Here is a 21,504-nt window from a genome sequence, read left to right as displayed (position 1 = left end):
TAACGGGGAACATGAATGACCAAGGAGCCCTTGCCGCTTGCCGGCAGGCGGATATCGGGCCGTCTGGACATCAGGAATGCCGTGCGCAGCTTCAACGCGGTGCGCGCGGTCGACGGCGTTTCTTTCACGGCGGAACCGGGCCGGATCACAGGCCTGATCGGCCCGAACGGCGCCGGCAAGACGACGCTCTTCAACGCCATCGCCGGCGAGCTTGCGGTCGACAGCGGCGAGATCGCGCTCGATGCGGAACGCATCGACGGACTTCCCCCGTACAAGGTGTTTTCCAGGGGACTTGTCCGGACCTTCCAGATTCCCCGTCCATTCGGAGGCATGACCGTGCTGGAAAACGTCATGCTGGTCCCGGCAAGACAGCATGGCGAGCGCTTCTGGAACACATGGTTCCGGCCGGGCCTCGTCGCCCGCGAGGAAAAGGCAAACCGCGAAAAGGCCCGCGCCATCATCGAATTCTGCGGGCTCTCTCCCGTGGAGAAACAGCTTGCGGGCGCCATCTCCGGCGGACAGCAAAAGCTGGTGGAGCTCGCCCGCGCGCTGATGGCCGATCCGAGGATCATCCTGCTCGACGAGCCCGGGGCCGGCGTCAATCCCGCGCTGCTCGACACGATCGTCGACCGGATCGTCGAACTGAACAAGCGCGGCATGACCTTCCTGATCATCGAGCACAACATGGATTTCATCATGTCGCTCTGCGACAAGGTGGTCGTCATGGCTGCAGGCAAGGTGATTGCCGAGGGCTTGCCGGAACAGGTCCGCGCCGACCGGATGGTCGTCGACGCCTATCTCGGAGGGGCCGCGGCATGAGCGCCCCCCTCCTCGAAGTCCGCGACGTCACCGCCGGCTACCGTCCGGACCTGCCGATCCTGCATGGCGTGTCGCTTCATGTCGGGGCGGCCGAGATGGTAACGGTGATCGGTCCGAACGGCGCCGGCAAGTCGACGCTCGTCAAGGCGATCGCCGGCCTCGTGCCGATTTCGACGGGTTCGGTCGCCATCGAAGGTACCGAAGTCACCAATCTCCTTACCCACAAGCTCGCGACCGCCTCGATCGCCTACGTGCCGCAGACGGCGAACGTATTCACCAGCCTGACGATCGACGAGAACCTGAAGCTCGGAGCCTCGACGCTATCCAAGGCCGATGCCGGACGCCGCATCGCCAAAGCCTATGAGGATTTCCCGGCGCTTACCCAGTATCGGGGCCAAAAGGCGAAAGTCCTGTCCGGCGGGCAGCGGCAGATGCTCGCCGTCGCCCGCGCGCTGCTTACCGAACCGCGTCTGCTGATGCTCGACGAGCCGAGCGCCGGCCTCTCCCCCCTGATGGTGAGCGAGGTTTTTTCACGCCTCAAGACGCTGATTGCGACTGGAGTCTCCATTCTGATGGTCGAACAGAACGTCAAGGCGGCGCTCGCCATATCCGACCGCACCTATGTGCTTGCAGAGGGCCGTAACCGCATCGACGGCGCTTCGGCCAAACTCGCCGGCGACACGGAAGTCGCCGCCATCTATCTCGGCGCCGGAGGTCGCAAACGCTGATGCTTCAGGCTCTCGCGGACGGAATTCTCACCGGATCGATCATCGCGCTCGGCGCGATCGGTCTGACGCTCACCATGGGCATCCTGCGCTTTGCGAACTTCGCCCATGCGGAACTCATCACCTGGGGCGCTTACATGGCGCTCGGCGTGCTTGCAATCACCGGCACCTTCGCCGGGCCGATCTCCCCCTTCTCCTTCGGCCTGCCGCTCGTCTTCGCGACCCTGATCGCCGTGGTGCTGACGGCGGCGCTGGCGCTGTTGATCGACCATCTCGTCTTCCGGCCCCTGCGCAGCCATACCAGCCACATGACGGTGGTTTTCGCCTCCTTCGGCGTATCGCTTTTGGTGCGCATGGTGATCCTGCTGATCTTCGGCGGCAGCGCGGCATATTATTCGAACGAATTGCAGATCGCGGTCCGGGTGATGCCGGGGCTGCGCGTCATGCCGGACCACATCTTCACCCTGGCACTCACCGTCGTCATCGTCGTAGCGTTGCATCTCTTCCTGCAGAAGACCCGGCTCGGGCTCTCGATGCGGGCTCTCGCCGAAAATCCGGATCTCGTCCGCATCAACGGCATCGACACCCGCGTCGTCGTCCGCTGGACATGGGTCATAGGCGCGGCTCTCGCCGCCGTTTCCGGCGTGCTCTACGGGTTGACGGTGCAGCTCCGGCCCGAGATCGGCTTCCAGCTTCTGCTGCCGCTTTTCGCCGCCGCAATCCTCGGCGGGGTCGGCAATGTCTTCGGCGCCGTCATCGGCGGCCTGATCGTTGGACTGGCTGAATCCCTCTCCGTCCTTTTCGTTCCGGCCGGCTACAAGATGGCGGTGCCCTTCTTCATCCTGCTCGCGGTCCTCTACGTCCGGCCGAGCGGCATCTTCGGCGCCCTTCGCGGAGGTGCGAAATGAGCGGTTATCTCGCCTATCTCGTCTTCTTCCTGATCGTCGCGCTCACCTATTCCATCGTGGTGATGGGGCTGAACCTGCAATGGGGCTATACCGGGCTCTTCAATGCCGGCGTGGTCGGCTTCTTCGCCATCGGCGCCTATGGAACCGCGATCCTGACCGGCCCCGACCGGCCAGAGCTGATCGGCGGCTTTGCCTTACCCTTCCCGGCGGGCGTCGCCGGAGGGATGATCCTTGCGGCACTCGCGGCCCTTCTGGTCGGGCTCGCGACGCTGAGGCTGCGGGAAGAATATCTCGCTATTTCCACCTTCGGCATCGCCATCAGCATCCAGCTCGTCGGCCTGAACTTCGATGCGCTGACGGGCGGTGCGCAGGGCCTCACCGGCATTCCGCGGCCGCTGTTTTCCACCCTCGGCACGCCGGGAGCCTACAATCTCTTCTATCTCTGCCTGGTCGGCGCGATAACGGCAATCGTCTTTGCCGGCCTCCAAGTCGCGCTGCATTCGCCCTGGGGCCGCCTGCTGAAAGCCATCCGTGAGGACGAGACCGCCGCCGCATCGCTCGGCAAGAACCCGGCGCTGGTCCGGCTGCAGGCCTTCGTGCTCGGTTCGACGCTGATGGGACTGGCCGGCGGGCTCTATGTCGGCTTCATCGGCTATGTCAGCCCGCTCGATTTCCTGCCCCTCCTCACCTTCCAGATCTGGGCGATGCTGATCGTCGGCGGCAGCGGCAACAATCGCGGCGCGATCGTCGGCGCGGTGGGCGTCTGGGCGCTCTGGACCATGAGCGGCTTTGCGATCAGCCGCCTTCTGCCGGTCCAATACCAGAGCCAGGGGGGCGCGATCCAGGTCATCATCATCGGCCTCATCATCGTGCTGACGCTGCTTTTCCGCCCCCGCGGGCTGATCGGCGAAGCCCAATCCGTTTCCCGGCATGCGAGGTAGACATGCCGCACCCAAACCCGCCCACCTTCTGGCATGCGACAACGGAGATCACCGGCTATCCGAAGCTCGAAGGCAATCTGACGGCCGACGTCGCCGTCATCGGCGGCGGGTTCACCGGACTGAGTGCCGCCCTCAGGCTCTCCGAACGCGGCGCCTCCGTCGCACTCATCGAGGGAGAGGCGATCGCTTTCGGTGCGAGCGGCCGCAATGCCGGCTTCGTGGTGCCGAATTTCTCCAAGGCGGATCCGGCCTACGTGATCGCGAAGCTGGGCGAGGAAAAGGGGCAGAGACTACTGCGGCTCGTCGCCCAGGGCGGCGACCGCGTGTTCGAGATAGCCAGACAATATGGGCTGGAAGACGCGCAGCGCACCGGCTGGCTGCAGCCCGCTCATTCCGCCGAAATGGCGGAGGCCTTGAAGAAGCGTGTCGAGGCCTGGCAGCTCTTCGACCGGCCCGTGGAATGGATCGATGCGCGCGAGACCCGCGAGCGCACCGGCATGCCGATCTATCACGGCGCGCTGTCCGATCGCTCCGGCGGCACGATCAATCCCGTCGCCTATGCGCGGACGCTCGCGCGGGCAGCGGTTTCCGCCGGGGCACAGGTCTTCGAGCAGTCGCCGGCGACGGGCGTGGAAAAGGACGCCAGCGGCTGGCGCGTCGTGACATCTGCGGGTTCCGTCAGCGCCGGGTACGTCCTCCTCTGCACCAATGCCTTTGAAACCGGCGCTGCCGCACGCCTCGGCAAAACCGTCATACCACTCCAGGTCTATCAGATCGCGACCGAACCGCTCGACGCCGCCTTGATCGAGCGCTTCTCGCCGCGCCGGGAGCCGGTGTCGGATACCCGCGCCAACATCTTCACCTACCGGCTGACCCGCGACAACCGGCTGATTTCCGGCGGCATGGCGATCCTGCCCGTCGGGGCGGAACAGCGCATGGGCCGCACGATCGCGGAACGGCTTGCCTTCGAGCTCGTCCTGCCGTCCGTTCCGCGAACGGATTACATCTGGCGCGGCACGGCGGCCGTCACCACGGACTTCCTGCCGCATCTTTATGAATTCGGCCCGAACTTCCTCGGGGCGACGGGCTGCAACGGCCGGGGCGTCGCCATGACGACCATGCTCGGCGACGTGCTGGCGGATGCAATACTCGGCTCGTCGCCACTCGATCAGCTCGCGGTTCCGCTCGTACCGGCAGACGCCGTGCCTTTCCGGTCTTTCGCGCGAGCTGCCCCGTCCTTCTTCCTGATGCGCGGACTGGTATCCGACCGCCGGGCAATCACAAGAACAGCGCATAAACCATCATCAACCGCCGCATAAGAAAAAGGGAACACACATGACGAAACATCTTCTTCTGTCGGGCGCCTTCGGCCTCGGCCTCATGGCAAGCGCGCTGCCCGCAGCCGCGCAGTCCTGCGAAATCCCCGTCGGATCGGTGCTGTCGATCACCGGCTCCATGGCGGCGATCGGCAAGGCGATCGGCGATGCCGGCCAGCTTGCCGTCGACCAGTTCAACGAAGCCGGCGGGGTTGCCGGCTGCAACGTGAAATATATTATTCGCGACGACCAGGGCTCGCCGAATGTCGGCGTCGATGCCGCCAAGACCCTGGTGGAGATCGAGAAGGCGCCGGTCATCCTCGGCGCCATCCAGTCCGGCGTCACCATGCCGATCCTGACCTCGGTCAGCGTGCCGGGCAAGGTCGTGCAGATCTCCTGCTGCTCCTCGGCGCCGACCTTCACCCAGCTCGCCCGTGACGGCGGCACCGGCGGCTACTGGTTCCGCACGCTGCCGACCGACCGGCCACAGGGCGTCGTCATGGCGAACATTGCCAAGACCAAAGGCTACAAGAAGATTGCCGTCATCCACGTGAACTCGGACTATGGCGTCTCGCTCGCCCGCTCCTTCAAGGCCGCGTTCGAAAAAGTCGGCGGTACGGTGAGCAGCGTGACACCTTACAACCAAGAGCAGGCGTCCTACCGGGCCGAGGTCAATGCCGCGATGCAGGGCGATCCGGACTCGCTCTTCCTGATCGCTTTTCCGGCGGACGGCGCGACGGCCCTGCGCGAATGGATCTCCTTCGGCGGTTCGCAGAATCTTCTGCTCAGCAACTCGCTGCGCGCGGACGAGTTCGTGAAATCGGTCGGCGCCCAATACCTCGCCAAGGCGGAAGGCATCGACAACGCACAGACGGAAGGTCCGTCTGTCGACGCGTTCAACAAGGCCTGGGCGGCGAAATTCGGCTCGGCCCCGAACGGCCCCGGCCTGCACACCATGTATGACGCGGCGGCAGTCGCCCTTCTCGCCATGGAAAAGGCGGGAAAACCAGACGGCACCGCGATCCGCGACAACATCCGTGCCATCACCACCGGCGACGGCGAGGTCATCCATCCCGGTCCGGACGGCTTCAAGAAGGCCAAGGAGCTGACCAAGGCCGGCAAGCCGATCCGCTACGAGGGCGCAACCGGCCCGATCTCCTTCGACCAGTTCGGCGACGTCACCGGCCCCTATCTCATCTGGGGCGTCGGCAGTGACGGCAAGCTGACCGTGGTGGACAAGTGGGACAAGACCCGCGTCGCTGACGCGATCGCTGAGATCGACAAGTAGGCGGCGGGCTCGACGTTTCGCGCGGCGGCCGGATACCGCCGCGCGTATTCAGACGGGCATGCCCATCTGGCGGCGAACGGCCTGATTGAGGACGTTCTCCGGCTCGGCGAGCGCTTCGCTGAGGACGGTGATGTGGTTGGTGCGAGGCACTTTCAGAAGCGAAACCGGAAAGCGATCCTGATGGCAATGGCGCGTGAACAGTTCGGACTGGCGGTGGAATTCCCCCGTCTCGTCGTCGCCAAGCGTGACGATCAGCGGCGCAGCCAGGTCGTAAACCCGGTTGAGCGGGCTGAAGGCTGTCACCTCGTCCGGCGTCAGATTGAGCGAATCGTCCTGGAAGGAGCGCGTCACCGGTTCGAGATCGTAGATGCCGCTGATCGCCGTTACGCCCTTGACCGCATCTCCCGGCAGGCCGGACCCGATCAGCGAGGGCCGGTCGGCGAGCTCGGCCACCAGATGCCCGCCGGCGGAATTGCCGGATATGAACAGCCGGTCGGGGTCGCCGCCGTATCGGGCACAATTTTCATGCGTCCAGGCCAATGCCTTACGGCACGCCTCGACCACGCCCGCCATGCGGGTCGCCGGCATCAGCGGATAGTCGATCACCACCAGCATCGCACCGAAGGGCACGAACCCGTTGGCGAGAAAGCTGAAAAGATCGGCGTCCAGCGAGCGCCAGAAGCCGCCATGGATAAAAAACTGGACGGGCGCCGGCCCGCCGGCACCTTCGGGCGGGAAGATGTTCAGCGTGTGGTCCGGCAAATCGGCATAGGGAACTTTGCGATGGACCATGTAGCGCCTCAAAGCCGCATCCGCCAATTGCTGGCGGCGCTCGAAAACCGCCGGAAGCCCCGGCACATGATCGAGACTGAATTGTGCATCCATACCGCGCTGCATTGAAATCTCCTTGATCTGCCGCTCACGCCACAATAGAACATCCGCAGATTTGATCAAATGCTCACTTCAAGGGCGGATAAAAGAGAAGACATACGAGGAACCGATGGTCCGTTTAGCCCGCCGCGTCACTGAAACCTCCAAGAAGAGCTTCGGCATGTATGCCAAGGCGGCCGCCATGGCGGGCGAAGGGCGCGACCTCATCCATCTGGAACTCGGCCGGCCGTTCCACGACACGCCGGAGCATATCAAGCAAGCGACCATCGCGGCGCTGAGGCGCGGCGAGGTGCATTACAGCGATCTGCAGGGCCTGCCGGAATTGCGTGCGGCACTGGCCGCCAAGCTGCGCGACTACAACCGCATCGATACCTCGGCGAACGGGATCATCGTCACCAACGGCCTGACACAGGCATCCTTCGCCGCCTTCATGGCGCTGATCGACGACGGCGATGAGGCTATCCTGCTCGAACCCTACTATCCGCAGCATCTCGGCAAGATCGAAATGGCGGGAGGCAAGGCGGTCATCGCACCTCTCGACAGGGAGAACGGCTTCCGCATCCGGCGCGATCTGATCGAGGCGAAGATCACTAAGGCGACGCGGATGATCGTGCTCGTCAACCCGGTCAATCCGACGGGCCGCGTCTATTCCCGCGAGGAGCTGCAGATCGTCGCCGATCTGGCGATCGAGCACGATCTCGCGGTGCTGTCCGACGAAGTCTACGAACAGATCCTGTTCGACGGCGCCGAGCATGTCAGCATCGCCTCGCTGCCGGGCATGAAGGAGCGCACCGTCGGCATGTACGCCTTCACCAAGGCTTATGCGATGGACGGCTGGCGGCTGGGCTATATCGCGGCCGATGCAAGCCTGATCCCCGGTCTGATGAAGATCACCTCCACCGAGGTCACGCACGTCAACACCTTCATTCAGCACGGCGCACTGGCGGCCGTCACCGGCCCGGCCTCCATCCTCGATGCCATGGTCGAGGACGACCGCCGCAAGCGCGATCTGGTGGTGGCGCGGCTGAACCAGATGCCGGGCGTCATCTGCGCCCGCCCCGAAGGCACGATCTACGCCTTTCCCGACATCCGCGGCACCGGCCTGAAATCCCAGGAGGCCGCGGATCTCATTCTCGAACGAACGGGGGTCGTGGTCGAGGCCGGGAGTTTTTACGGCGGCATGGGCGAAGGCCACCTGCGCGTCTGCTTCGGCTCCGAAAGCATCGAACGCATCGACGAGGCCATGAACCGGCTTACCAAACTTTTCAATGAACTTTGACAAGCGGCAGGCAGTCGAGGCTCACAAGCGGCAGTCCGTCATCGCCCCGAAGCACGGCAGATCATAAGGTGAGCGTTTCGATCCTTATGATGAACAGGATCGTCATGGTGTCCGGGTGGAAGGTCACAGTGCCGTCGCCCGGTTCCAGCAGGACCGTATCGAGCGGGGAAAGTGCATTGCTCTCGCCGTTCAGTCCGCAGCGATCGGTCGTCACGACCAGGCCGACCGCGTGGTCCGACCTCACCTGCACCTGGCCCTGGCATATCCGGCGCGTGACGTCGTGGGTGAACCGGCCGCGCCTTGTCATCACGTTGAGATCGGTGATCGGGCCGCCGGTGAGGCGGGCGCCTGTCGGCACGTCCGCCGCAAAACGGCAGGGTTCGGAGGCGGGAACGAGGGCAATGGACGGCTTTCCCGAAATCGTCAGCTCGATGCCTTCGCCGCTCAACACGCTCAGGGTACGATCGATGCCCGGAAAGATGGAGAAAGGCCCATCTTCCCCGACCGTCGCCATGCTGATGCGCCAGTCGAAGTCGTTGACCGTAGCATCCGGCGGAAAGATGGCGATCTCCGTCGTCTGACCGCCGCCGTTCTTCCACGGCATGCGCTTGTAGTCCGCGGACCGGAGGATGCGCATGGCGTCAGTTCCCGAGGATCCCGGGCAGGCGCAGGCCCTTCTCCCCGGCGCAGTCGAGCGCGGCGTCGTAGCCGGCATCCGCATGGCGCATGACGCCGGTCGCCGGGTCGTTCCAGAGGACGCGCTCAATACGGCGAGCGGCATCTTCGGAACCGTCGCAGCAGATCACCATGCCGGAATGCTGGGAATATCCCATGCCGACCCCGCCGCCGTGGTGCAGCGATACCCAGGTCGCGCCGGACGCGGTGTTCAGCAGCGCATTGAGCAGCGGCCAGTCGGAGACGGCATCCGAACCGTCCTTCATCGCCTCGGTCTCGCGGTTCGGCGAGGCGACCGAGCCGCTGTCGAGATGGTCGCGACCGATGACGATCGGCGCCTTCAATTCCCCGTTGCGGACCATTTCGTTGAAGGCGAGGCCGAGCTTGTGGCGATCGCCCAGACCCACCCAACAGATGCGCGCCGGCAGACCCTGGAAGGAGATGCGCTCCTTCGCCATGTCGAGCCAGTTGTGCAGGTGCTTGTTGTCCGGCAGCAGTTCCTTCACCTTGGCATCGGTCCTGAAGATATCCTCCGGATCGCCGGAAAGTGCCGCCCAGCGGAAGGGGCCGACGCCGCTGCAGAAGAGCGGGCGGATATAGGCCGGCACGAAGCCGGGGAAGGCGAAGGCGTTCTCAAGCCCTTCGTCCTTGGCGACCTGGCGGATGTTGTTGCCGTAGTCGAGCGTCGGGACGCCCGCATCCCAGAAGGCGACCATGGCTTCCACATGCTGTTTCATGGAGGCGCGGGCGGCGGCTTCGACAGCCTTCGGATCGCTTTCGCGCTTGGCCCTCGCCTCCTCCACCGTCCAGCCGACGGGCAGGTAACCGTTCAACGGATCATGGGCCGAGGTCTGGTCGGTGACGATGTCCGGCCGCGGACCGCCGGCCTTCATGCGCCGGACCAGCTCCGGGAAGATTTCGGCCGCATTGCCGAGCAGGCCGACGGATTTCGCCTCGCCCGCCTTGGTCCACTGGTCGATCATGGCGAGCGCCTCGTCTAAGGTCTTCGCCTTTTCATCGACATAGCGGGTGCGCAGCCGAAAATCGATGCGGGTCTCGTCGCATTCCACGGCAAGGCAGCAGGCGCCTGCCATGACGGCGGCAAGCGGCTGCGCGCCGCCCATGCCGCCGAGGCCGCCGGTCAATATCCATTTGCCCTTGAGATTGCCGCCGTAATGCTGGCGGCCGGCTTCCACGAAGGTCTCGTAGGTACCCTGCACGATGCCCTGCGTGCCGATATAGATCCACGAGCCGGCCGTCATCTGGCCGTACATGGCAAGGCCCTTCTTGTCGAGTTCGTTGAAATGGTCCCAGGTCGCCCAATGCGGCACGAGGTTGGAATTGGCGATCAGGACGCGCGGGGCATCCTTGTGGGTGCGGAACACGCCGACGGGCTTGCCCGATTGCACCAGCAGCGTCTCATCCTCGTTAAGGGTCTTCAGCGTCGCGACGATCGTGTCGAAGTCGTTCCAGGTGCGGGCGGCGCGGCCGATGCCGCCATAGACGACCAGCTCATGCGGGTTCTCGGCCACATCAGGATCGAGATTGTTCATCAGCATGCGAAGCGGCGCTTCGGTCATCCAGCTCCTGGCATTGAGTTCCGGCCCCCGTGGCGCACGGACTTCACGGATATTGTGACGCGGATTGATCATGGTCTGCTCCGGCTTGTTTTCTTGAGCTCGGACGCGATCCGTTCGATGCGCACGAGAATGTCCTTGAGATGGATGCGCAGGTGCTCGGCCTTCGCCGTGTCGTAGGCGAAAGGAGGCGCTTCGGTGAAGAGATGGGTCGATTGGGCGAGCTCCATCTGGATGGCATGCACACCCGTTTCCGGCCGGCCGTAATGGCGCGTGGTCCAGCCGCCCTTGAAGCGCCCGTTGAGGACGCTGGTGTAACCCGTGGCGGCTCCCGTCACGTCCACGACGATCCCTTCGATTGCCGGGTCGCAGGTGCGGCCGACATCCGTGCCGATGTTGAAATCCGGCAGCCTGCCTTCAAAGAGGAAGGGAATATGCGAGCGGATCGAATGGCAGTCATAAAGAACGGCGATACCGTGGACCGCCTTGACCCGCTCGATCTCGGCCTTGAGGGCCGCATGATAGGGTGCATGAAACGCGGCCACACGCTCGGAAATATCCTCTGCCGCCGGCAGGGCACCTTCCTTCCAGATCGCCTTGCCGTCGAAATCGGTCTCCGGGACAAGGCCGGTGGTGTTCTGGCCTGGATAGAGACTGGTGCCCTCGGGATCACGATTGGCGTCGATGACGTAGCGATGGAACGTAGCGCGCACTGTCGTCGCATCGTCGAGAAGCCCGGCATAGAGTTCGTGGATATGCCAATCGGTGTCGGCAAGCACTCGCCCGTTGTCGTTCAGCCGGTCCCATATGGCCGCCGGGACTTCTGTACCCGTATGCGGAAAGGCGAGGATGACGGGAGATGTGCCCCTGCGGGTTTCGAAAACGCCCATCGTCACACCTCCAGCACAGGCAGGATGCCGGGAGCAATCGCCGCGGCGAGCGCGCCGGAGGCCACAAGCTCGCTTGCGGCCTTGAGGTCGGGCGCCATGTAGCGGTCTTCCTCCAGCGGCGGTACTGCGGCGCGGATGGTCGCAAGCGCCTTCTGAATTTCCGGGCTGGTCTTCAAGGGACCGCGCAGCTCGACGCCCTGGGCCGCGGCCAGCGCCTCGATGCCGATGATCGAAAAGAGATTGTCGGTCATCTGCAGAAGGCGGCGGGCGCCATGGCAGGCCATGGATACGTGGTCCTCCTGGTTCGCGGAGGTCGGCGTGGAATCGACCGAGGCCGGGTGCGAAAGCTGCTTGTTCTCGCTCATCAAGGCGGCCGACGTCACTTCCGCGATCATCAGCCCGGAATTCAGACCGGGTTTCTTCGCAAGAAAGGCCGGCAGGCCGTAGGAGAGCGCCGGATCGACCAGCAAGGCGACACGGCGCTGGGCGATCGCGCCGATCTCGCAGATCGCGAGCGCCGTCTGGTCGGCGGCGAAAGCAACGGGCTCGGCATGGAAGTTGCCGCCGGACACTACCTCGTTGTCGGACAGCACCAGCGGATTGTCGGTGACGGCATTGGCCTCGATCTCGAGCGTGCGGGCGACCGAGCGGAGCAGGTCGAGACAGGCTCCGTCCACCTGCGGCTGGCAGCGGATGCAATAGGGGTCCTGCACGCGCTCGTCGCCCTGGATATGGCTCATGCGGATTTCCGAGCCTTCGAGAAGCCGGCGCAGCGCAGCGCCGGCATCGATCTGCCCCTTGTGGCCGCGAAGGGCATGAATATCCGGATGGAACGGCGCCGAGGAGCCCATGGCCGCGTCGGTGGACATCGCGCCCGTCACGAGCGCGGACTGGGCGGCGCGGTGGGCGCGAAACAGCCCGGCAAGCGCCAGCGCGGTGGAAGTCTGCGTACCGTTGATCAGCGCCAGCCCCTCTTTCGCGGCGAGCACGATCGGCGCCAGCCCCGCCGCCGCAAGCGCCTGCCGGGCCGTTATCTGCTCGCCCTGGAAAGAGGCCTCACCCTCGCCCATCATGACGGCGGCCATATGGGCGAGCGGCGCGAGATCGCCGGATGCGCCGACCGAGCCCTTTTCCGGAATGACGGGAATGACGCCCTTCTCCAGCATGGCTTCGATCAGCCGCACCAGTTCGATGCGCACGCCCGACGCACCGCGGCCGAGCGAAATGAGCTTCAACGCCATGACGAGACGCACAACGTTTTCCGGAAGCGGCGCGCCCACGCCGCAGCAATGCGACAGGATGAGATTGCGCTGCAGCGTTGCAACGTCTGCGGCGTCGATCTTGATCGAGGCAAGCTTACCGAATCCGGTATTGATGCCGTAGACCGGCGCGTTTCCGGCGGCGATTTCAGCAATGCGGGCCGCGCCCTTTTCGATAGCGCTGTCGGAAGACGGATCAAGCCTGGCCGATCCATTGCTCCAGTAGATCTGGGCTAGGTCGGCAAGCGGAACCTTGCCCGGCTGTAGAATGATCGTCATGCGGATACCTGCTGGCCTTTGAAGACGCGGCTGTGAAGAGGGTTGAAACCGATGCGGTAGACGAGCTCGGCCGGCCGTTCGATGTCCCATATCGCGAAATCTGCCGATTTTCCGGCCTCCAGCGCGCCGGCCTCGGCAAGCAGGCCGAGGGCTCTCGCGGCCTCGCGGGTCGTGCCGGCCAGGCATTCTTCGACCGTCAGCCCGAAGAGCGTCGCCGCCATGTTCATCGTCAGAAGCAGGGAGGTCAGCGGCGATGTGCCGGGATTGCTGTCCGTTGCGATGGCGATATGCGCACCGGCCTCGCGGAGGGCCGCAACCGGCGGCACCTGTTTTTCGCGAAGCGTATAGAAGGCGCCGGGAAGAAGCACCGCGACAGTGCCCGCCGAGGCAATCGCAGCAGCACCCTCGGCATCGAGATATTCCAGGTGATCGGCGGATAGCGCGCCGTAGGATGCGGCCATTTCCGCCCCGCGGAGGTTCGAAAGCTGCTCGGCATGCAGCTTCACCGGCAAGCCGAGTTGCTTTGCCTTGTCGAAGACGATCCGCATCTCATCGACCGAAAAGGCGATGTTCTCGCAGAAACCGTCAACGGCACCGACAAGGCCTTGTGCGTGTGCGGCTTCCAGCCCCGCCAGCACCACCTCATCGAGATAGGCAGCACTCCGGCCCTTGTATTCCGGCGGAACGGCATGTGCGGCAAGCCAGCTCGTCACGATCCGCACGGGGCGAAGATCGCCAAGCCGCCGAGCGGCCCGCAGCATTTTCAGTTCGGCGTCGACATTGAGGCCGTAGCCGGACTTGATTTCAACCGTGGAAACGCCCTCCCTCAGAAGCGTATCCAGCCTCGGCAGCGCCTGTTCCACCAGCGCATCCTCGGAAAGATTGTTGGTCGCCTTGACCGAGGAGATGATGCCGCCGCCGGCGCGGGCGATTTCCTCATAGGACGCGCCGGCCAGCCGCATTTCGAATTCCAGGGCGCGGTCGCCGCCATAGACCAGATGGGTGTGGCAATCGATCAGCGCCGGCGTGATCCAGCGCCCTTCGCAATCGATCTCGGACGCATCGCGCGGAAAGTCCTGCGGGAGATCATCGGCGGCGCCCGCATAGGCGATGCGGCCATCGCGAACCGCGAGAACCCCATGCTCGACGATGCCGAGGCCTGCCGCGTCGGACGAAAGCGTCGCGAGCCTGGCGTTGCGCCAAAGCGCCACCCCTGCCCCCTGCGCAGGTTCCTCGGAGGAATTCCTAAGCCTGCTCATCGCCTTCCCCTTTCTTTCCGCGTAAAATATGTATATACATAATAGAGGTACTGACAAGCGAAAAATCTGGTAGGCCGTGACTGGCGAGAGGGAGGCTGCTCAACGATGACGCGATCGATCGGGACCACGCTGCATGCGGACGCGGCTCTCCTGCCCGAAGGCTGGCGTTCCGACATACGCCTCGCTCTCGACGACGGCCTTATCTCCAAGGTCGAGACCGGCGTGCCGGCGGAGGCAGGAGACGAGGCCCATCCCGTCCTGATCCCCGGAATGGGAAACCTGCACAGCCACGCGTTCCAGCGCGCCATGGCGGGGATCGCGGAGGTTCGGGGGCCTGCGGCCGACAGCTTCTGGAGCTGGCGCAGCGTGATGTACAAATTCGCCCTGACGATGGCGCCCGAACAGATCGAGGCAGTGGCGGCGCAACTTTACATGGAAATGCTCGAAGCCGGCTTCTGCCGCGTCGGCGAGTTCCATTATTTGCACCACGACAAGGACGGGCGGCCGTATGCCAATATCGCCGAACTTGCCGAACGCATCGGAGCGGCAAGCGAGGCGGCAGGCATCGGGCTCACCCTGCTGCCGGTCTTCTACGCCCATTCCGGCTTCGGCGGGGCAGATCCCGTCGAAGGGCAGCGCAGGTTCATCAATTCGATCGACCGCTTCTGCGACCTCATGCTGGCCTGCCGGGCGATGAAATCCCGGCTGGACGGAATGGAATTGGGCATCGCCCCGCACAGCCTGCGGGCAGTGACGCCGGACGAGCTCGCCGAGCTTCTGCCGATGGCCAGCGACGGGCCAATCCACATCCACGTCGCCGAACAGGTGAAGGAAGTGGAGGACTGCATCGCCTGGTCCGGCGCGCGCCCGGTCGAATGGCTGCTTGCAAACGCGCCCGTCGACCAGCGCTGGTGCCTGATACACGCCACCTACATGACGGACCGCGAAGTCCAAGCCATGGCGCGCAGCGGTGCCGTCGCAGGCCTCTGCCCGATCACCGAGGCCAATCTCGGGGACGGGACTTTCGCCGCCTCCGCTTTTCTGGCCGAAGGCGGCCGATACGGGATCGGTTCGGACTCCAACGTTCTCATCTCGCTGCCGCAGGAACTGCGCCAGCTCGAATATTCGCAGCGTCTGGCATTGCGGGCGCGCAACGTTGTCGCCGATCCCAACGGATCGACGGGCCGCAAGCTCTTCGATGAGGCAATCATCGGCGGCGGGACGGCGCTGCGATCAGCGACAGGCCTCGTTGCCGGCGCTCCCGCCGACATCGTCTCGCTCGACATCGGCGCGGTTCCCTACCTTTCGGAAGACCGCCTGCTCGACCACTGGATCTTCAGCAGCGGCATATCGGTGGACAGCGTCTGGGCGCGCGGCCGAAAACGGGTGGCGGGCGGCCGTCACCTGAGCCGGGACACGATCAACAAGCGGTTCGTCCGCACCATGCGTTCCCTTCTGGAAGCCTGATCTGCTGGGCGATTGGCCTTGCAATATCCCCGTGTTGCGCTAGTGCCGGAAAAGATAAACAGGCAAAGGACGACGACCATTTCCCAGGATTCCACGCTGCACCGGAAGATTCTGAGCGACATCGAAGGGCGCATCGTATCCGGCGAATGGCCTCCCGGGTTCCGGCTGCCGTTCGAAGTCGACCTTGCCCGGCAATACGGTTGCTCGCGCATGACCGTGAACAAGGTCATGACACAGCTTGTCCAGACCGGGCTGATCGAGCGCCGGAAGAGATCGGGCAGTTTCGTCACCCAGCCGAAGGCCCAATCCGCAGTTCTCGAGATTCACGACATCAGGGAAGAGGTCCAATCCCTGAACCTCGCCTACGGTTATGCGCTGGTATCGAGGGTCCGGCGCGAAGCGGATGTGGATGACGGCCGCCGGCTCAGGCTTCCCTTGCCGGCCCGCGTCGTCGACATTGCCTGCCTCCATTCCGCCGGCGGGCAGCCCTTCTGCCTCGAGGAACGATTGATCAATCTCGGAACCGTGCCGCAGGCGGGCCAATTCGAATTCGAAACTCTGGCCCCGGGGCCATGGCTGCTGGCGCAAGTCCCCTGGACGGCTGCCGAACACCGCATTCAGGCAGTATCTGCAGGAAAGAAGGAAGCGAAATTCCTGAAGCTCGCTCTCCAGCAAGCCTGTCTGGTGATCGAGCGGCAGACCTGGAGCAGTGCAGGCCCGGTCACGAACGTCCGCCTGACCTATCCCGGCAACCGGCATATGGTCACGGCCCAGTTCAAGCCCGGCGGCGGTTGATCCGTCTTACCGTAAGGGGGCCGTTGCCGGCGGCGGGCTGTCATCGGAGGGTGAGCTTGGCCCGCGCATCAGGAACGCGCCGACCAGGATGACGATTACGACAACGAGCACGCCGATTATCGCGTTCTTCGTCATGGCGATGCTACCCAGGCTCAGAAGCCCGCTGAATACCAGATGCCTGCGGCAATGAGGCCGGCGAGGGCAGCGTTGAGGCCGATGTAGAAGACCCAATCGTGATGACTGTGCGGTGATCGGTTCATCTTCTTCCTCCTAAAAGGAGAACCATCGCACGCATGGATTGTTCCGATGGACGCGTTCCGGCATTGGCTCCATTGAGATTTCATGCGGAGAGCTGCGCTGGCGCATCAAGAACGCCTCCGGTTCAGGGCACCGAGCCAAGCGCAAAATTATGAGTTGACATCACAACTCATTAAAGCCTTAATACGGATCGAGTTGTGATCGCAACTCGTCGGCTTGGCTGGCTATGGAGGATTTTGGCCGCCGCCGTTTGACGCTTTGGGAGGAAATCATGAACAATCTTGTACGCGCCGCGCTTGCGGCTGCGATGGCGGCGCTTTGCGCGGGCGTCTGTTGGGCGGATACCATCAAGGTCGGCGTGATCGCCGAATTCTCCGGCCCCTTCGCCATCTACGGCAAGCAATACAAGGAAGCGATCGAGACCTATGTCGCCCAGCATGGCAGCCAGTCCGGCGGCCATGACATCAAATTCATCTACAAGGATGTCGGCGGTGCCAATCCGGACCTTGCCAAGACGCTGGCCCAGGAACTCCTCATTCGCGACCGGGTCAATTATCTTGCCGGTCTCACCTTCACGCCGAACGCGCTGGCGCTCGCACCGCTGATCGAGCAGTCGGAGACGCCGACGGTGATCTTCAACGCCGCCACCTCGGCGATCAACAAGCAGTCGCCCTATTTTCTCCGCACGAGCTATACGCTCTGGCAGGTTTCCACACCGCTTGCCGACTGGGCCTATGACCAGGGCATTCACACCGTGGTGACGACGGTTTCCGACTATGGACCGGGCATCGACGCCGAGAACGCCTTCAAGGCGGCCTTCGAAAAGAAGGGCGGCAAGGTGATCGACACGATCCGTATGCCGCTGGCGACCACCGACTTCACGCCCTTCATCCAGCGGGTCCGCAGCCAGGCACCGAACGGCGTCTTCGCCTTCCTGCCCGGCGGCCCGCCGACCTTCGGCTTCACCAAGAGCTACAACGAAAACGGCCTTGCAAAAGAGGGCATCCGCTTTCTGGGAACCGCCGAAACCGAGGAATCTAATCTCCAGGCGCTCGGCGACGCGGCAATCGGCCTGACAACCGCGTTTCATTATTCCGAAGCGCATGATTCCGACGTCAATGCCGCATTCACCAAGAAGCTCGATGAGCTGTCCGCCGGCGCAGTGGCCAATTGGGCCTCGGTCGGCGCCTATGACGGCACGCACCTGATCTACAAGATGGTCGAGGCTGCCGGCGCGGACGGGCCGAAGGCCATCGAGGCGGTGAAATCGCTGAAATGGGAAAGCCCGCGCGGACCCGTGGAGATGGACCCGAAGACCCGCACCCTGATCCAGAACGTCTACATCCGCGATGTCGAGCGCGACAAGGACAGCGGCCGGCTCGTCAACCGCGAGAAGGGCGTGATCGCCACAGTCGGCGACCTCGGCTGGACCGACTGACCCGTGCCGGTGGCCGGCGGCGTCGCCGGTCCCATGCATCTCTGAACTGTCGATCGAAGAAGGCGGCTATTCCCGCGCTGGAAAGCGCGGGCGGGCTTCCCGCGCCGCCGAAGCAAGGACCGGACGATGTCACTCCTACTCAACATTGCCGTCGACGGCATAGCCTACGGGATGATCCTGTTCATGATCTCCGTCGGCCTGTCGGTCACGATGGGCCTAATGCGCGTGATCAATCTCGCCCACGGCGCCTTCGCGCTTCTCGGGGGCGCGGCCGCCCATGCGCTGATCGCCCGCGCCGGACTTTCCTTTATGGTTGCCGCGCTGATCGCCATTGTCGCAACCATGGCCGTCGCCTTCCTGCTCGAGCGCCTGGTCTATCGCCGCATCTACGGGCTCGGTGAATTGCAGCAGGTGCTGGCAACCATCGGCATCACTTTCATCTTCATTGCCCTCGTCAATCGACTGCTGGGTTCCAGCCTGCTGGCAATCCCGCTGCCCGGTTTTCTGCAGCAATCGATCGATCTCGGCTTCCGCGTGCTGCCGGCCCACCGGCTGACAGTGATACTGGCCGGGGTCATCGTGATCGTCGGGCTCTACCTGACGATCGAACGGAGCCGTTTCGGCACCAGGCTGCGCGCTGCCGTCGACAATCGCAGCATCGCAAGCGCGCTCGGCATCAACATCGACGCGGTCTTCGCCGCAACCTTCTGTCTCGGCGCGGGGCTTGCGGCACTCGGCGGCATTCTCGGCGCCGAACTGCTGCCCATCGATGCCTATTACCCGCTCCGCTACATGGTCCTGTTCCTGATCGTCGTCTCGGTCGGCGGCATGGGCTCCATCACCGGCTCGTTCATGGCGGCGCTCGCGCTCGGCATCCTCGAAACGGCTTCCCGCTACCTGATCCCCGACTTCGGCACGATCGTCTTCTTCGCGGCCGTCATGGCCGTGCTCGCGATCCGCCCCAGGGGCCTTCTCGGAAAGGCGTGACATGAGCGTTCAGGAGATCCCATTGACCACGATCCGAACCCGCATTCGCGGCGTGCCGCTCATGCCCGAGGCGGTCATGCTGGCACTCGCCGTCATCGCCTATTTTCTCTTCCCCTACGATCTCGCACTCCTCACCCGGATCATGGTGATGATGCTGTTCGTGCTGTCTCTCGACCTGGTGCTCGGCTATGCCGGCATCGCGACGCTCGGCCATGCCGCGCTTTACGGCACCGGCGCTTACGCCTCCGGCCTTTTCGCGGTGCATGTCTCGGCCGATCCGGTCACCGGCCTCGTCGTCGGAGCGGCGGCCGGCGCAGCCCTCGCCTTCGTTTCCGGTCTGTTGCTGATGCGTGCCCACGGGCTGACGCTGCTGATGCTCTCCATCGCCGTAACCTTGATCTGTCAGGAAATCGCCAACAAGGCGCGCGACCTGACCGGCGGCGCGGACGGCCTGCGCGGCATCCGCATGGAGCCCGTCCTCGGCCTCTTCAAGTTCGACTTCGTCGGCCGGACCGGCTTTTGGTATGCACTCGCCGTCCTCTGCATCTGCTATGCGATCCTGAAGATCGTCACGCTCTCGCCGATCGGTCTTTCGGTGCGCGGCATCAAGGACAGCGCGGCGCGCATGGTGGCGATCGGCAGTCCGGTCTATCGCCGGCTGGTCACGATCTACACCATCGGCGGTGTGATCGCCGGCGTGGCGGGCGCGCTCGCGGCCCAGGTGACCCAGCTCGTCAGCCTGGAGGTCTATGCCTTCAATCTCTCCGCCGAGGCTCTGATCATGCTGATCCTCGGCGGCGCCGGCAGGCTCTACGGCGCGATCGTCGGCACGCTCATTTTCATGGTGGTTCACCACGTCGCCGCCTCCGTCGATCCGTTCAACTGGCTCTTCATCATCGGCGCGCTGGTTCTCGGCATCGTCTTCTTCGTGCCGGCGGGCATGCTCGGCATTCCTGCCGCCCTTCGCAATCTCATCGGGAGGAACGGCGATGCAAGGCCTTGAAGTCCGCGGCCTTCGAAAGTCCTTCGGCGGCCTGACCGTCGCGCAGGAGATCGACTTCGACCTGCCTCCCGGCGCCCGGAAGGCGCTGATCGGCCCCAATGGGGCGGGCAAGACGACATTCGCCAACCTGGTAACCGGCAAGCTGAAGCCGAGCGGCGGAAGCATCCGTTTCGACGGCAGGGATATCGGCAGTCTGGGCGAGAGCGGGCGCGTCAAGCGGGGCATCGCCAAGACCTTCCAGATCACAACGCTCTTCCGCACCATGACGGTGCGCGAGAATATCCGGCTGCCGATCCTCGAAAGGCAGGGACGCGGCGGGCGCATGTTCGGACGGGCGGCTGCAAACCGTGCGACCGAAGTGGAAATCGATGCCCTGCTCGACCAGTTCGCCCTGCTGCCCCTCGCCGACAAGCCGGTCCACCTGCTTGCCTATGGCCAGCAGCGGCTTGTCGAACTGGCGCTCACGCTCGCGCTCAGGCCGCGCGTGCTGATCCTGGACGAACCCGCGGCCGGCGTTCCGTCGAGCGAAAGCCACCTGATCCTGCAGGCGATCGAGCGTCTGCCCGCCGATCTCGCGGTGCTGATCATCGAACACGACATGGACCTGGTCTTCCGCATCGCCCGATCCATCGTCGTGCTCGTCAACGGCCGCATCCTCACCGAAGGCGCGCCCGACGAGATCAGCCGCGATCCCATGGTCCGCCAGCTCTATCTCGGAGAAGTCCATGACTGAGACCGTGCTTGCACTGGAAAACATCATCGCGGGCTATGGCCAGACCCACGTCCTGCGCGAGCTTTCCCTTACCGTTTCCCGTGGAGAACGGCTGGCGGTCATCGGCCGCAACGGTGCCGGCAAGACGACACTGCTGGCGACGATCATGGGGCTGACGCGGCTTCATGGAGGACGCATCACGCTTGCGGGCACCGACATATCCCGCCATTCGCCCCACCGGCGCTCCATGCTGGGCCTCGGGCTGGTGCCGCAGACCCGCGACATCTTCCCGTCGCTGACGGTCGAGGAGAACCTGACCGTCGTCATGCGGGGCGATGCCTCGCTGGAGGAGGCCTATGCGCTTTTCCCCCGGCTCAAGGAGCGCCGCAGAAACGGCGGCGCCCAGCTGTCCGGCGGCGAGCAGCAGATGCTCTCGATCGCCAGAACCCTGATGACCGAGCCGGGGGTCGTGCTTCTGGACGAGCCTCTCGAGGGACTGGCACCCGTCATCTGCGAGCAGCTGATGCATGCCTTCGAGCAACTGGCCGCGGACGGACGGCGAACCGTGATGCTGGTCGAGCAACACGCCTCTGCCGCGCTCGCCTTCGCCACGCGCGCGGTCGTCATCACCAACGGAACCATCGTCTACGACGGCAGCGCCGCCGCCCTGCGACAGCAGCCGGAGCTGCTGGAGCGGCACATCGGCGTCGGCCGCACGACCAATTGAGGAGGATATCG

Annotated in this window: 20 protein-coding genes; 14 read left to right on the top strand and 6 right to left on the bottom strand. The window is 64.3% G+C overall.

What is annotated here, in order from left to right; translation table 11 throughout:
* Positions 1-15: 15 nt before the first annotated feature.
* The 6 genes from ACMGE0_RS29145 to ACMGE0_RS29120 are packed head-to-tail and all read left to right on the top strand — an operon-like array spanning position 16 to position 5,997.
* Positions 16-819, top strand: coding sequence for an ABC transporter ATP-binding protein (locus ACMGE0_RS29145; protein ID WP_436819388.1), 804 nt, complete (start codon positions 16-18; stop codon positions 817-819).
* Complete coding sequence (locus ACMGE0_RS29140; RefSeq protein ID WP_436819387.1) at positions 816-1,547, top strand: ABC transporter ATP-binding protein; 732 nt, start codon at positions 816-818, stop codon at positions 1,545-1,547. Before ACMGE0_RS29145 ends, ACMGE0_RS29140 begins: the two co-directional genes overlap by 4 nt.
* Positions 1,547-2,452: a branched-chain amino acid ABC transporter permease gene (locus ACMGE0_RS29135; protein WP_436819386.1), complete on the top strand. Its 906-nt coding sequence runs from the start codon at positions 1,547-1,549 to the stop codon at positions 2,450-2,452. Before ACMGE0_RS29140 ends, ACMGE0_RS29135 begins: the two co-directional genes overlap by 1 nt.
* The gene (locus ACMGE0_RS29130) at positions 2,449-3,393 is read left to right on the top strand and encodes a branched-chain amino acid ABC transporter permease (protein ID WP_436819385.1); all 945 of its coding nucleotides are present in this window, start codon (positions 2,449-2,451) and stop codon (positions 3,391-3,393) included. Before ACMGE0_RS29135 ends, ACMGE0_RS29130 begins: the two co-directional genes overlap by 4 nt.
* Before the next feature lie 2 nt (positions 3,394-3,395).
* Positions 3,396-4,712 (top strand): NAD(P)/FAD-dependent oxidoreductase, encoded by a 1,317-nt coding sequence (locus ACMGE0_RS29125; RefSeq protein WP_436819384.1) that lies wholly within the window; start codon positions 3,396-3,398, stop codon positions 4,710-4,712.
* A 16-nt stretch (positions 4,713-4,728) separates the two neighbouring features.
* Entirely contained in the window at positions 4,729-5,997 is a 1,269-nt protein-coding gene (locus tag ACMGE0_RS29120; RefSeq protein ID WP_436819383.1) for an ABC transporter substrate-binding protein, read from the top strand.
* A 48-nt stretch (positions 5,998-6,045) separates the two neighbouring features.
* On the opposite strand, the gene ACMGE0_RS29115 is transcribed toward ACMGE0_RS29120, so the two are convergent.
* Positions 6,046-6,894, bottom strand: coding sequence for an alpha/beta hydrolase (locus ACMGE0_RS29115; protein WP_436819382.1), 849 nt, complete (start codon positions 6,892-6,894; stop codon positions 6,046-6,048).
* Positions 6,895-6,997: 103 nt separating this feature from the next.
* Between ACMGE0_RS29115 and ACMGE0_RS29110 the strand changes: the two genes are divergently transcribed.
* Positions 6,998-8,167 (top strand): pyridoxal phosphate-dependent aminotransferase, encoded by a 1,170-nt coding sequence (locus tag ACMGE0_RS29110; protein ID WP_436819381.1) that lies wholly within the window; start codon positions 6,998-7,000, stop codon positions 8,165-8,167.
* 61 nt (positions 8,168-8,228) lie between these two features.
* On the opposite strand, the gene ACMGE0_RS29105 is transcribed toward ACMGE0_RS29110, so the two are convergent.
* From ACMGE0_RS29105 to hutI, 5 genes are read right to left on the bottom strand one after another with little or no spacing between them, the layout of a single operon-like run.
* On the bottom strand, positions 8,229-8,804 hold the full coding sequence (locus ACMGE0_RS29105; protein WP_436819380.1) for a HutD/Ves family protein: 576 nt from the start codon (positions 8,802-8,804) through the stop codon (positions 8,229-8,231).
* Positions 8,805-8,808: 4 nt separating this feature from the next.
* Positions 8,809-10,494, bottom strand: a complete 1,686-nt coding sequence (gene hutU, locus ACMGE0_RS29100; protein ID WP_436819379.1) for a urocanate hydratase — start codon at positions 10,492-10,494, stop codon at positions 8,809-8,811.
* A complete protein-coding gene (gene hutG, locus ACMGE0_RS29095) occupies positions 10,491-11,309 on the bottom strand; it encodes an N-formylglutamate deformylase (protein ID WP_436819378.1) in 819 nt (272 codons plus the stop codon). The genes hutU and hutG overlap by 4 nt, the downstream gene beginning before the upstream one ends.
* Before the next feature lie 2 nt (positions 11,310-11,311).
* Positions 11,312-12,847, bottom strand: a complete 1,536-nt coding sequence (gene hutH / locus ACMGE0_RS29090; RefSeq protein ID WP_436819377.1) for a histidine ammonia-lyase — start codon at positions 12,845-12,847, stop codon at positions 11,312-11,314.
* Positions 12,844-14,106, bottom strand: coding sequence for an imidazolonepropionase (gene hutI, locus ACMGE0_RS29085; protein ID WP_436819376.1), 1,263 nt, complete (start codon positions 14,104-14,106; stop codon positions 12,844-12,846). Before hutI ends, hutH begins: the two co-directional genes overlap by 4 nt.
* Before the next feature lie 105 nt (positions 14,107-14,211).
* On the opposite strand from hutI, the gene ACMGE0_RS29080 reads away from it, so the two are divergent.
* The 7 genes from ACMGE0_RS29080 (at position 14,212) to ACMGE0_RS29050 (ending at position 21,493) form a co-directional block, all read left to right on the top strand.
* Entirely contained in the window at positions 14,212-15,573 is a 1,362-nt protein-coding gene (locus ACMGE0_RS29080; protein WP_436819375.1) for a formimidoylglutamate deiminase, read from the top strand.
* 78 nt (positions 15,574-15,651) lie between these two features.
* A complete protein-coding gene (gene hutC / locus ACMGE0_RS29075) occupies positions 15,652-16,368 on the top strand; it encodes a histidine utilization transcriptional repressor HutC (protein ID WP_436819422.1) in 717 nt (238 codons plus the stop codon).
* A 529-nt stretch (positions 16,369-16,897) separates the two neighbouring features.
* Complete coding sequence (locus tag ACMGE0_RS29070; protein WP_436819374.1) at positions 16,898-18,064, top strand: ABC transporter substrate-binding protein; 1,167 nt, start codon at positions 16,898-16,900, stop codon at positions 18,062-18,064.
* Between the two features lie 126 nt (positions 18,065-18,190).
* Positions 18,191-19,051, top strand: coding sequence for a branched-chain amino acid ABC transporter permease (locus tag ACMGE0_RS29065; protein ID WP_436819373.1), 861 nt, complete (start codon positions 18,191-18,193; stop codon positions 19,049-19,051).
* Positions 19,052-19,073: 22 nt separating this feature from the next.
* Positions 19,074-20,054 carry a branched-chain amino acid ABC transporter permease gene (locus ACMGE0_RS29060; protein WP_436819372.1) on the top strand — a complete coding sequence of 327 codons (981 nt, stop codon included), beginning with the start codon at positions 19,074-19,076 and terminating at the stop codon, positions 20,052-20,054.
* Entirely contained in the window at positions 20,041-20,787 is a 747-nt protein-coding gene (locus tag ACMGE0_RS29055; protein WP_436819371.1) for an ABC transporter ATP-binding protein, read from the top strand. Before ACMGE0_RS29060 ends, ACMGE0_RS29055 begins: the two co-directional genes overlap by 14 nt.
* A complete protein-coding gene (locus ACMGE0_RS29050; RefSeq protein WP_436819370.1) occupies positions 20,780-21,493 on the top strand; it encodes an ABC transporter ATP-binding protein in 714 nt (237 codons plus the stop codon). Before ACMGE0_RS29055 ends, ACMGE0_RS29050 begins: the two co-directional genes overlap by 8 nt.
* The last annotated feature ends 11 nt before the right edge of the window (positions 21,494-21,504 follow it).

It is taken from the genome of Neorhizobium descurainiae (assembly GCF_051400715.1).
In the GTDB taxonomy this organism is placed as follows: Bacteria; Pseudomonadota; Alphaproteobacteria; order Rhizobiales; family Rhizobiaceae; genus Neorhizobium.
The sequence above is the reverse complement of the archived record's forward strand: the minus strand, read 5'-3'. Positions and strand labels throughout refer to the sequence as shown.